This is a genomic window from Nocardia jinanensis, assembly GCF_014645735.1.
Taxonomy (GTDB): Bacteria; Actinomycetota; Actinomycetes; order Mycobacteriales; family Mycobacteriaceae; genus Nocardia; species Nocardia jinanensis.
On sequence record NZ_BMMH01000001.1, the window covers coordinates 873,017 to 884,291 of the forward strand.

The 11,275-nt window shown below is 66.1% G+C and carries 13 protein-coding genes; 5 read left to right on the forward strand and 8 right to left on the reverse strand.

Translation table 11 applies throughout. The features are described from left to right. Positions 1-130: 130 nt before the first annotated feature. Positions 131-394, reverse strand: a complete 264-nt coding sequence (locus IEY68_RS04060) for a DUF2631 domain-containing protein (RefSeq protein WP_062996233.1) — start codon at positions 392-394, stop codon at positions 131-133. Positions 395-489: 95 nt separating this feature from the next. Between IEY68_RS04060 and dxr the strand changes: the two genes are divergently transcribed. The 4 genes from dxr (at position 490) to IEY68_RS04080 (ending at position 3,882) form a co-directional block, all read left to right on the forward strand. Further along, positions 490-1,629 carry a 1-deoxy-D-xylulose-5-phosphate reductoisomerase gene (dxr, locus tag IEY68_RS04065; protein WP_062996235.1) on the forward strand — a complete coding sequence of 380 codons (1,140 nt, stop codon included), beginning with the start codon at positions 490-492 and terminating at the stop codon, positions 1,627-1,629. 125 nt (positions 1,630-1,754) lie between these two features. Beyond that, positions 1,755-2,957, forward strand: coding sequence for a M50 family metallopeptidase (locus IEY68_RS04070; protein WP_062996237.1), 1,203 nt, complete (start codon positions 1,755-1,757; stop codon positions 2,955-2,957). A 173-nt stretch (positions 2,958-3,130) separates the two neighbouring features. Beyond that, positions 3,131-3,358, forward strand: coding sequence for a hypothetical protein (locus IEY68_RS04075; protein ID WP_189094020.1), 228 nt, complete (start codon positions 3,131-3,133; stop codon positions 3,356-3,358). A 53-nt stretch (positions 3,359-3,411) separates the two neighbouring features. Continuing rightward, a complete protein-coding gene (locus tag IEY68_RS04080) occupies positions 3,412-3,882 on the forward strand; it encodes a hypothetical protein (RefSeq protein WP_062996241.1) in 471 nt (156 codons plus the stop codon). A 93-nt stretch (positions 3,883-3,975) separates the two neighbouring features. Here IEY68_RS04080 and lhgD read toward each other — a convergent pair whose 3' ends face one another. The 3 genes from lhgD to rlmN form a co-directional block, all read right to left on the reverse strand. Then, positions 3,976-5,187 carry an L-2-hydroxyglutarate dehydrogenase gene (gene lhgD / locus IEY68_RS04085; RefSeq protein WP_062996243.1) on the reverse strand — a complete coding sequence of 404 codons (1,212 nt, stop codon included), beginning with the start codon at positions 5,185-5,187 and terminating at the stop codon, positions 3,976-3,978. Between the two features lie 44 nt (positions 5,188-5,231). Further along, positions 5,232-5,831, reverse strand: coding sequence for a Uma2 family endonuclease (locus tag IEY68_RS04090; RefSeq protein WP_062996245.1), 600 nt, complete (start codon positions 5,829-5,831; stop codon positions 5,232-5,234). Between the two features lie 100 nt (positions 5,832-5,931). Further along, entirely contained in the window at positions 5,932-7,041 is a 1,110-nt protein-coding gene (gene rlmN / locus IEY68_RS04095) for a dual-specificity RNA methyltransferase RlmN (protein WP_062996247.1), read from the reverse strand. 133 nt (positions 7,042-7,174) lie between these two features. Here rlmN and IEY68_RS04100 point away from each other — a divergent pair, with 133 nt between their 5' ends. Continuing rightward, positions 7,175-7,567, forward strand: a complete 393-nt coding sequence (locus tag IEY68_RS04100; protein WP_063916196.1) for a LapA family protein — start codon at positions 7,175-7,177, stop codon at positions 7,565-7,567. 3 nt (positions 7,568-7,570) lie between these two features. On the opposite strand, the gene IEY68_RS04105 is transcribed toward IEY68_RS04100, so the two are convergent. The 4 genes from IEY68_RS04105 to tsf form a co-directional block, all read right to left on the reverse strand. Next, positions 7,571-8,521 carry a phosphatidate cytidylyltransferase gene (locus IEY68_RS04105; RefSeq protein WP_373292936.1) on the reverse strand — a complete coding sequence of 317 codons (951 nt, stop codon included), beginning with the start codon at positions 8,519-8,521 and terminating at the stop codon, positions 7,571-7,573. Between the two features lie 248 nt (positions 8,522-8,769). Next, complete coding sequence (gene frr / locus IEY68_RS04110) at positions 8,770-9,327, reverse strand: ribosome recycling factor (RefSeq protein WP_062996249.1); 558 nt, start codon at positions 9,325-9,327, stop codon at positions 8,770-8,772. A gap of 50 nt (positions 9,328-9,377) precedes the next feature. After that, complete coding sequence (gene pyrH / locus IEY68_RS04115) at positions 9,378-10,106, reverse strand: UMP kinase (protein WP_062996251.1); 729 nt, start codon at positions 10,104-10,106, stop codon at positions 9,378-9,380. Positions 10,107-10,402: 296 nt separating this feature from the next. Beyond that, positions 10,403-11,227 carry a translation elongation factor Ts gene (gene tsf / locus IEY68_RS04120; RefSeq protein ID WP_062996253.1) on the reverse strand — a complete coding sequence of 275 codons (825 nt, stop codon included), beginning with the start codon at positions 11,225-11,227 and terminating at the stop codon, positions 10,403-10,405. Positions 11,228-11,275: the final 48 nt, after the last annotated feature.

Genomic DNA, 11,275 nt, shown 5'->3' on the forward strand with positions numbered 1-11,275 from the left:
GGTGCCGAGTCTAGTCCGGCCCCCACCGGGGGCCATGGAGACATCGGCAACAGTCTCGACCGGCACCGGCACGTCACCGTGCCGTAACCGGCGGTTCCCCACGGTATCGCAGCCTTCGGAGAAGCCTCTGTTACCGCGGTTTACGACGCAGCACCGCGTCCCGGATCACGAGGATCGCCAAGGCCGCGGCGAAGCCGATCAGGTAGAGGTCCTCGACCTTTCCGTCGTGATTTCCCACGAGCATCCCCAGCAGGATGATGATCACCACGACCGCGGCCACCTGGAATGTCCTACGGGATTCCCCGCTCCAACCCCAGGCCGCCGACGGAACCTCTGCGGGGTCCACCTTGGTGACAACTTTGTCGCTGGTGGTTTCGACTTCCGTGGCGGCCACGATCGCTCCTCCTCGAGAGAACGGATACTGCCCGATATCGTGGCATACGACCGCCCGTCGTAGCCAGCAGGGGCACGGTCGGTGACAATGGACGGGTGTCAGATCTCCGCAGAGTCCTCCTACTCGGCAGCACCGGTTCCATCGGCACCCAGGCGCTCGAGGTGATCGCCGCCAACCCGGACAGATTCGAAGTCGTCGGCCTCGCCGCGGGCGGCGGGAACACCGAACTCCTCGCCGCGCAGATGGCTGCCACCGGTACGACCGCGGTCGCTGTCGCCGATCCGGTCGCGGGGGCCGAACTGGGGGTTCCGTTCACCGGCGCGGGCGCGGTGACCGAACTGGTCCGGCGCACCGAGGCCGATATCGTCCTCAACGCGCTGGTCGGATCGCTGGGCCTGGAGCCGACCCTGGCCGCGCTGGAAACGGGCGCGACGCTGGCGCTGGCGAACAAGGAATCGTTGGTGGCCGGCGGATCACTGGTCACCCGGGCCGCCCATCCCGGACAACTCGTACCGGTCGATTCGGAACATTCGGCGCTGGCCCAGTGCCTGCGCGGCGGGCGGGCAGAAGAGGTCGACAAGCTGGTACTCACCGCCTCCGGCGGGCCGTTCCGCGGCTGGACCACCGAGATGCTGGACGGGGTGAATCCCGCCGAGGCGAAAACCCATCCGACCTGGTCCATGGGCCCGATGAACACCCTGAACTCGGCTTCCCTGGTGAACAAGGGACTGGAACTGATCGAAACGCATCTGCTGTTCGGGATCCCCTACGACCGCATCGAGGTCACCGTCCACCCGCAATCGATCGTCCATTCCATGGTCACCTTCACCGACGGCTCCACCCTCGCCCAGGCCAGCCCACCCGATATGAAACTGCCCATCGCGCTGGCGCTGGGCTGGCCGGATCGGGTGCCCGGCGCCGCCGCGGCGTGTGACTTCGGTACGGCTGCCGCCTGGACGTTCGAGCCGGTGGACAACGAAGTCTTCCCAGCCGTGGAACTGGCCCGCGAGGCGGGTAACGCCGGCGGCTGCGTCACCGCTGTGTACAACGCCGCCAACGAGGTCGCGGTGCAGGCTTTCCTCGACGGCCGGATCCGGTTCCCGGAGATCGTGCGCACAGTGGAGCAAGCCGTACGCGACGCCGGCCAGTGGCGCGGCGAACCCACCGAACTCGCCGAAGTACTCGCCGCCGACAACTGGGCACGAGACCGAGCCAGTATCCTCGTACAGCGGTAATCGATATCGCGGACGGTCGAAGCACCGCACGCGGGCGGTTACTGTGGACACGTGCTCGCGGCCGCTCCGGTCTCCGTGCGGGCCGGGAGTAATGATCTGCGCACCGCAGGAGGGCTGTAGACCACATGCTGTTCGTGTTGGGGTTCGTGCTGTTCGCCCTCGGCATCACGATTTCGATCGCGCTGCACGAATGCGGGCATATGTGGACCGCGCAGGCCACCGGCATGAAGGTGCGCCGGTATTTCATCGGATTCGGTCCGAAGGTGTTCTCGTTCCGGCGCGGAGAAACCGAATACGGGTTGAAATGGCTCCCGCTCGGTGGGTTCTGCGATATCGCCGGAATGACGGCGCTCGACGAACTCGAACCCGAAGAGATCGACCGGGCCATGTACCGCCAGGCCACCTGGAAACGCCTCGTCGTGATGTCGGGCGGGATCGGGATGAACTTCCTGCTGGGCTTCCTCTTGATCGTCGTACTGGCGATCGGCTGGGGCCTACCCAATCTGAACCAGCCGCCGGAGACCACCATCGGCGCCATGAGCTGCGTCGCCCCGCAGAACCCCGACCGCACCACCGGCCCGTGTACGGGGCTCGGCCCTGCCCAGCGTGCCGGCCTTCAGCGCGGCGACGTGGTGACCGCGATCAACGGCGAGAGCGTGGAGACCTGGGACGAATTCCAAGCCCTGACTCAGCAACAGAAAGGGCCGTTCACCTACACCGTCGAACGCAACGAGCAGACGCTCAACCTCGAGGTCGTTCCCGAGTGGGCCATGCGCTATCCCCGCGACGGCGGCCCCGGCAAAGAGGTGGGCGTGGTCGGCGTCGGCCAGGAGTTCTACCCGCCGGCCCAGTACGGCGTATTCGCCGCGATTCCCGCGGCGGCCTCGTTCACCGGTGAGATGTTCATCCGCACCTTCCAGTCGCTGGCCCAGATGCCTGCCAAGGTGGTCTCGTTGTGGGACGCGGTGACCGGAGGCGAGCGAGATCGGGAAACCCCCATCAGTGTGTACGGCGCCAGCAAAATCGGCGGCGAGACCGCCGAACGCGGCTACTGGAACGCGTTCATCCTCATACTGGCCAGTCTGAACTTTTTCCTCGGCGCTTTCAACATTCTGCCGCTGCTTCCATTGGACGGAGGTCATATCGCGGTGGTGCTCTACGAGAAGATCCGCAACACCATCCGCGGATGGAAGGGACTGGCTCCCGGCGCCCCGGTGGACTATCTGAAACTACTTCCACTCACCTACGTCGTAGTGGTCGCCGGTGGTGCGTACATGTTGCTCACCCTCGCAGCCGATATCGTCAATCCCATCCAGCTTTTCCCCTGATCACGCACGCGCGACCGTGCGACCGCGACGTAGTCACGGGTCCGCGATCCCTATGTCGCACCAGCAGGTTGCCGGCGCCGAACCCTGCCGTCCAAGTCGAGATTCCGGAAAACTCGGGTGGAAGAAGCTCACCGGAGGTCAATGGTGGGGTGAACCAATGGGAGGGGAAAACGATGCGACAGTTCATGTATCGGCTTGCATTGATCGCGTTCACGGCAACCGTCGGTGTACTACTGGGCGCGGGATCGGCCGCCGCTGTCACCCCGGAACAATGCGAATCCCACGGGGGGTTCGTCGATATCGTGCTCGATCCGAACGAGCCTTCCCGGGCGGTCTGCACTTGCCGCAACGACCCGGTGTACGACGGCATGCAGGTGTTCGGCCGCATATCGCGTGGGTAGGTGGCGCGCCCTTGCCGGTGACCTGCGTCGGTTTGGAGGTCTAGGCTCACGCCATGACGAACGAACACGACGGCTGTCGCGTGTCGATCGACGGGGTCGCGCCCGCTGTGGTCGTCCTGCTCCGGGAGGCGGCGGAGATCGCCGCCTCCCACGGCCGTCGTCGGATCGGATTCGATGATCTGCACGCGGCGCTGATCACCCATGACGATGTTGCGCCGCTGTGGTGGCCGCGCCCGGAAGGGCCGGACTACAGCCGCCATCCGGACAGCTCACGCATCATGTACACCGAGTCCGACGGAGAAACGAAACCACTGGATCACGGCATCCTGCATGACGATCTCCGAGGCGAAACAGAACCGTTGACCTTCGACCGGTACCGGGATCTGGTACTGCACTGGGTGCCCGGGCCTGCACCGGACGAACCGGGCCCGGCATCCCCCGCCACTGTCACCTACGAAGTCACCGGACCACACGCCGAAGACTTCCGGAGAATGATCGAACAGCAGGAGACGCATCAAAGCTGATGCCCGGGCATCATGGTCGCGCGAGTCGAGGCGATCGTCGGGGCCGGTTCGGGCGCTCGGCCCACTCGTTCCCTCTGCGGACCACACCTCGGGTCAGATTGCTGTGGTGCCCTTACCTTCGATGACGTCGACCACGTGTTCTGCGATCGCCAGGGACGAGGTGGCAGCAGGTGAGGGCGCATTGCGGACGGCAGTGACCGGGCCCATCCGGTCGATCCGGAAATCGTCCACCAAGGCGCCGTCGACGTCTACCGCTTGTGCCCGCACCCCGCTGCCCCCGCGCACCACATCCGTGGCTCCGATGGCCGGAATGTAGCGCTGCGCCCGCCGCATATATGTTGCCGTCGACAGCGACCCGTACATCTCCTCGATCCCGGTCCGCCAGTGTTGCCGCGCCATCCGGCGGAACCCGGGCCAGCGCACCGTGTTCGCGAAGTCGCGCAGCGAGAAATCTCCGCGCCGGTAGCCTTCCCGCGCGAAAGCGAGCACCGCGTTGGGGCCGACCTCCACCGTCCCGGAGACGCGCCTGGTGAAATGCACTCCGAGAAACGGGTACCGCGGGTCCGGTACCGGATAGACCAGCCCGCGGACCATATCGGCTTTGGCGGCAACCACATTCATATATTCGCCGCGGAACGGCACGATCCGTGGGCCCGGGTCGGCACCCGCCAGCCCGGCGACGGTATCGGCGTGCAGACCCGCACAGACGATCACCCGATCCGCACGCAGTGTCTCTTCGCCCGTGGCGAGATCGATACCCGATGCCGTCCGAGTGATCCCGTCCACCGGACACGACAACCGCACTTCCCCACCGGAATCCACCAGATCCGCGGCGAAGGCCTCCGCTACACGGCGGAAATCGGTGATGGCGGTCCGCGGCGAATACAGCGCCGCGATCCCTTCTGCGAATGGTTCGATCTCGCGGATCTCCGCCCGGCCCACCCGGCGCAGGCCGGGGACCGCGTTGTCACCCGCACGCGCCCGCAGGGCCTCGAGCCGGGGCATCTCGTCGTCGCCGACCGCGACGACGAGTTTCCCGCATTCCTCGTAGGGCAATCCCCGCTCGGCGCAGTAGTCGCGCAACATCGACCGTCCCCGCGCGCACAGTACAGCCTTGAGACTCCCCGGCTGGTAATAGATTCCGGCGTGCACCACACCGGAGTTGCGGCCGGTCTGATGCGCCGCGACGCGGTCTTCCTTCTCCAGCACCACGATTCGGTCACCCGGTCGCCGGCGGGCCATCTCCCGGCCGACAGCCAGCCCCAAGATCCCGGCCCCGATGATCGCCACGACCCGGTCGGCCATGCATTCTCCTCGTACTCTCACTCGTTTCGGACGAGCCGACCAGTCTAAGGCTGTTCCATGACATCGAACGGCACTGTCACTTCCACCGGGTCGTCGAGCAACAGGACCCGCCGATGAACGGTGTGCACCGCATACCGCCGCCCGGACCAGTCCAAGCGGTACTCCTCGATCTCCTCGATACGTTCCTCTTTCTGATCGAGCCGGATTATCAGATATCGCGGTATACCGGCCGCCGCGTATTGGATTCGCTTGTCTGTGATATCCACATCTATCGTGGATTCGGAGGTCACTTCTACGATCAACAGGATGTGATCCCGCACGGAATTGACGTCGTACGGTTCGCAGTCCCGGATCCAGATATCCGGATAGCGGATGTTGAGCCGCCGATCCGACGCGGAGGAATCCGCATCAGCGAACCGGGCGGCGATATCCGAATCGACGACCATGCACGGCCCACCGTCACGTCGTGCGCTCTCCAACTGCCCGGCCAACCGCCGAATAACCCTGCTGTGTAGCGGACTCTGGGCCATCATCCGGACCACGCGCCCATCGACGATCTCGATATCGCCGAGTCCCTCCGCGGCACCATCGGTGAACTCTTCGGCAGTCAAACGCAGTTCTTCGTGCTCCTCGGGGGCGCTCATACAGGCATCATTTCAGGTCGAAACCGCCCCTGACCACCGGGTCACGTCGCCGGTCCACACAGCGACCCGATTACGACTCAGCCGTCCCGGGCGGAACCGCTCAGCCCTCCGCGGCCAGCTGACCGCAGGCGGCGGCGATCTCCTGGCCACGGGTATCGCGGACCGTGCACGGCACTCCCTGCGCCTCGACCCGGCGGACGAATTCCCGCTCCACCGGCTTCGGGCTGGCGTCCCATTTGCTGCCGGGAGTGGGGTTGAGCGGGATGACGTTGACGTGCACCCGGGAGCCGAGCGCCCTGTGCAACTTCTGGCCCAGCATTTCCGCGCGCCACGGCTGGTCGTTGATATCCCGGATCAGCGCGTACTCGATGGATATCCGCCGACCCGATTTGTCCGCGTAGTACCGGGCGGCGTCGAGGACCTCGGCCACCGGCCAGCGGTTGTTCACCGGGACCAGCGTGTCGCGGAGTTCGTCATCGGGGGTGTGCAGGGAGACCGCGAGCGTCACCGCGAGATCCTCGTCGGCGAGTTTGCGGATCGCGGGAGCCAGGCCGACGGTCGAGACCACCACATTGCGCTGGGAGATCCCGAGACCGTCCGGGGCGGGCGAGGTGATGCGGCGTACCGCGTTCACCACGCGCTTGTAGTTGGCCAGGGGCTCACCCATCCCCATGAATACGATGTTCGACAGGCGCCCGGGGCCGCCCGCGACCGCGCCTTCGCGCAGATCGGCCGCGGCGGCGCGGACCTGATCGACTATCTCGGCGGTGGAGAGGTTGCGGTTCAGCCCGCCCTGCCCGGTCGCGCAGAAGGGGCAGGCCATACCGCAACCGGCCTGGCTGGAGATGCACAGCGTGGCCCGGTCGGGGTAGCGCATGAGCACGCTTTCCAGCAGGGTTCCGTCGCCGGCTCGCCACAGCGTCTTGCGGGTCTCCCCGGCATCGCAGGCGATCTGCCGGATCGGGGTGAGCAGCGGCGGGAACAGCGCCTGCGCCACTTTCTCCCGGACCGCGGCCGGGAGATCGGTCATCTGTTCGGCATCGGCCTGCAACCGCCCGTAGTACTGACGCGCGATCTGATCGGCGCGGAACTTGGGCAGGCCCAGCTCGGCCATCGCGGCACGGCGGCCGTCGGCGTCGAGATCGGCCAGGTGGCGGGGCGGCATACCACGGCGCGGTGCGTCGAAAACCAGGGGCAAGGAGGCGGTCATAGTCCTATCAGTGTGTCATCTCGCGGAATGTGATCTGTGCCGAGCCGCCCGCGCGACGAGCGAACCCGGACCGATACCGACCGGCGGGCCCGAAATCCGTGCGCAACCCATAGCTGTCGGCAATCATCGACATATGGCGACCCCTGACGACCCGACACCCGAGCCCCGCGCGCTACCCGGGGATTCCCCACCCGTGGGGGTGCCCGGCACACCCACCGGACGGAAGCCCGTTCCCGATGCTACCGGCCGGAAACCGGCAGTCGACTCCCATGGGCGCAAAGGAGTGGAGAAGTCCCGCGTCGGCAACGCGTGGATCGCGCTGATCATAGCGGCGCTGCTCGGTATCGTTCTGCTGATCTTCATCCTGCAGAACTCCGAGAGCACCCAGGTCGAGATGCTGTTCTGGAACTTCTCGCTACCGCTGGGCGTGACCATCCTGCTGTCCGTGATCGCCGGAGCCCTGGTGATGGCGCTGGTGGGCGGGGTACGCATCGTCCAGCTGCGCCGCGCTGTGCACCGCGACTGAGCCTCAGATCAGGGTGCTGAGCACCAGCCAGGATACGAAGGCCGAAGGCAGCATGGAGTCGAGCCGGTCCATGATGCCGCCGTGGCCGGGCAGCATGGTGCCCATATCCTTGATACCCAGCTCGCGTTTGATCTGCGATTCGACCAGATCGCCGAGGGTCGCGACGACCACCAGCCCGATACCGAGAACCACGCCGATCATCGAATTGGCTTCGAGCAGCAAGGTCACCGTGAGCAGCCCGCCGATGATCGCGAAGACGAGCGAACCGCAGAAACCCTCCCAGGACTTCTTCGGGCTGATCGAGGGAACCATCGGATGGCGGCCGAACAGCACCCCGGCGACATAACCGCCGACATCGGAGCACACCACCAGGATCATGAAGGTGAGCACCCGCAGATTGCCGTCGGGCTCCTCCAGTAGGAGCAGCACCGCGAACGAGGCCAGCAGCGGGATCCATGTCAGGGTGAACACCGTGATAGCGGTATCGCGCAGGAAATTGCGCGGCGCCGTGTGCAGACCGTGGTCGAACAGACGCCACACCATACAGACCAGCGCTGTGGCCGCGAACGCACCGGTCACTCCGCCGGGACCGAACGGCCAGCCCAGCCAGAACACCGCCTGGCCACCGACGATCAGCGGAGTACGGGGCACCAGGACATCGGCTTCCCGCAGCCGTTTGGCGACCTCCCAGGTCGCGATGCCGACCGCGACACCGGCGACACCGATGAACACCTTGGGCACGAACAGCAGGACGGCGATACACAGCACCCCGAGGGTCAGACCGACCGCCAGGGCCGCCGGTAAGTTCCGTCCCGCCCGAGACCGCTTGGGCTCGGCACCCGCGGGCGCGCCGGTCGGTGCCGGTGTCGGTTCGGCTATGCCCTCGGCCGGCGGCTGCGGTCGGGCCGCACCGGTCGCGGCGGCTTTCTCGGCCACGATTGTCCCGTCGCTCAACTCGTCGTCGTTCCGTTCGTTCCCACCCGAAGCGGGCGTCGCTCGCTCCGCTGTTCCCATTGTGCGGCAGACCACCGGCCGGATGCCGGGTCGACCGCCGGTCCGGTGCCCGTTCACCACGAACACCGCATTCCGCGCGGCACCTACCGCTCGTGCCGCTCTCGGACGATCCTGCGCGCCGGGCCGTGACCGGCACGCCTGCGCAAGGTACCACCGTGAATCCGGTGGGTCTCAGGCCGTCTCCTCGCTCAGATTTCGAGCAGTTCGGATTCCTTGTGCTTCACCAGTTCGTCGATCTGGCCGACGTATCTGGCAGTGGTCCTGTCCAGTTCCTTCTCGGCGCGCCCGACCTCGTCCTCACCGGCTTCGCCGTCCTTCTGGATGCGGCCCAGCTCTTCCATGACCTTGCGGCGCACGTTGCGGATCGCGACCTTGGCGTCCTCGCCCTTCTGCTTGGACTGTTTGACCAGTTCGCGGCGGCGTTCCTCGGTGAGCTGCGGGATGCTGATCCGCAGGATGTCACCGTTGTTGGTCGGGTTCACGCCCAGGTCGGAGTTGCGGATCGCGGTCTCGATAGGGCCCAGCTGCGCCTGCTCGTAGGGTTTGACCACCACCATCCGCGGCTCCGGAACGGTGATACTCGACATCTGGGTGATCGGGGTCGGCGATCCGTAGTAGTCGACCACGACCCGAGAGAACATTCCCGGATTCGCGCGCCCGGTACGGATTCTGCCGAGATCGTCCTTCGCCACCGAGACGGCCTTCTCCATCTTCTCCTCGGCGTCGAAGAGCGCTTCTTCAATCACGACCGTTCCTCCACTGCGTCGTCATCGTCATGACCCGCGGGCCCGCGGTATCAGGATCGAACCAATGTGCCGATCTTCTCACCGGCCACCGCCCGGGCGATATTGCCCTTGGTCAACAAATTGAACACCAGCATCGGCATCTGGTTGTCCATGCACAAACTGAACGCCGTCGCATCGGCGACCTTCAGATCGCGTTCGATCACTTCCTTGTGCGTGATCTCGTGGTACATGGTGGCATCGGGATCCAGCCGCGGGTCGGCGTTGAACACACCGTCGACCGCCTTGGCCATGAGCACCACCTCGGCGCCGATCTCCAGCGCCCGCTGGGCCGCCGTGGTGTCGGTCGAGAAGTACGGCATGCCCATCCCCGCACCGAAGATCACGACGCGCCCCTTCTCCAGATGCCGTTTCGCGCGCAACGGGAGATAGGGCTCGGCCACCTGCCCCATGGTGATGGCGGTCTGCACACGGGTATCCACCCCTTGCTGCTGCAGGAAATCCTGCAACGCCAGGCTGTTCATCACGGTGCCGAGCATGCCCATGTAGTCGGACCGGGCGCGTTCCATCCCGCGTTCCTCGAGTTCGGCGCCGCGGAAGAAGTTCCCACCGCCGATCACCACCGCGACCTGCACCCCGGATCCCACGATCTCGGCGATCTGTTCCGCCACGGTTTCCACCACATCGGGATCCAGGCCCACCGCACCGCCGCCGAACATCTCACCGCCGAGTTTCAGCAGTACCCGGCGGTATCCTGGGCGGTCGGTCCCCGGGTGCGTCATCGGTTGGTGTCTCCTTCGGCAATCGGTGTGTTCTCGGTGGTCTTGCTCATGGTGGTGGCGAGCGCGTGGATGGTCGTCGGGGTCCGAAGACCCATCCGCTGGCCGCGCCGGCCGGGTCCGGGCGTGATGTGGCAGGCCGGTCTCGGCACCAACAGAAAGCGGCCTCCATCCTGCCCTACTCCCCCGCGCGCCCTGGTACTAGGGCCCCGCTGCGGGAACCATCCAGGGCCGATCTCAGAACGAGACCCCCGCCGCGTCCATCGCGACGGGGGTCTCGTTCTGAATCAATGACCGGTTCAGGCCTGTCCGACCTCGAAACGGGCGAACTTGGTGACGGTGACCCCGGCTTCGTCCAGCAGCGCCTTCACAGTCTTCTTGTTGTCGGTGACCGACGGCTGCTCCAGCAGGACGACGTCCTTGAAGAAACCGTTCACGCGGCCCTCGGTGATCTTCGGGAGCGCGGCCTCGGGCTTACCCTCTTCGCGGGCGGTCTGCTCGGCGATACGACGCTCGTTCTCGACGATATCGGCGGGGACCTCGTCGCGGGTGACGTACTTCGCCTTGAGCGCGGCGACCTGCATGGCGGTGGCACGGGCGACCTCGGCGGCCGCATCACCGGAACCGGTGTACTCGACCAGCACACCGACGGCCGGCGGCAGATCCGACGCACGCTTGTGCAGATAGGTGGCGACCGGGCCGTCCAGGGAGACGACGCGACGCAGTTCCAGCTTCTCGCCGATCTTGGCGGCCAGCGCCTGCAGCGCCTCGTCGACGGTCCCGCCGTCGAGGGCCACAACCTTGAGCGCGTCCACATCGGCGGGCTTGGCGGCCGCGGCGGCGGCGGCGATCTTATCGGCCAGTGCCTGGAATTCGGCGTTCTTGGCGACGAAGTCGGTTTCGGAGTTGATCTCGACCATCACGCCGTCCTTGGCGATGACCAGGCCCTCCGCGGTCGTGCGCTCGGCCCGCTTGCCGACATCCTTGGCGCCCTTGATGCGCAGCAGCTCGACGGCCTTGTCGAAATCGCCCTCGGTCTCGACCAGCGCGTTCTTACAATCCATCATTCCGGAGCCGGTGAGCTCCCGCAGCCGCTTCACGTCAGCGGCGGTGTAGTTCGCCATCGGGGGCGAGCCTCCTTCGAGAAAGTCTGTACCGGGACGGTGGTGGGG

Coding starts and splice junctions, on each gene's coding strand:
- IEY68_RS04080 (WP_062996241.1), top strand. CDS start 3,412: ATGACGAACGAACACGACGGCTGTCGCGTGTCGATCGACGGGGTCGCG.
- IEY68_RS04090 (WP_062996245.1), bottom strand. CDS start 5,831: ATGAGCGCCCCCGAGGAGCACGAAGAACTGCGTTTGACTGCCGAAGAG.
- IEY68_RS04075 (WP_189094020.1), top strand. CDS start 3,131: ATGCGACAGTTCATGTATCGGCTTGCATTGATCGCGTTCACGGCAACC.
- tsf (WP_062996253.1), bottom strand. CDS start 11,227: ATGGCGAACTACACCGCCGCTGACGTGAAGCGGCTGCGGGAGCTCACC.
- IEY68_RS04100 (WP_063916196.1), top strand. CDS start 7,175: ATGGCGACCCCTGACGACCCGACACCCGAGCCCCGCGCGCTACCCGGG.
- pyrH (WP_062996251.1), bottom strand. CDS start 10,106: ATGACGCACCCGGGGACCGACCGCCCAGGATACCGCCGGGTACTGCTG.
- rlmN (WP_062996247.1), bottom strand. CDS start 7,041: ATGACCGCCTCCTTGCCCCTGGTTTTCGACGCACCGCGCCGTGGTATG.
- lhgD (WP_062996243.1), bottom strand. CDS start 5,187: ATGGCCGACCGGGTCGTGGCGATCATCGGGGCCGGGATCTTGGGGCTG.
- IEY68_RS04070 (WP_062996237.1), top strand. CDS start 1,755: ATGCTGTTCGTGTTGGGGTTCGTGCTGTTCGCCCTCGGCATCACGATT.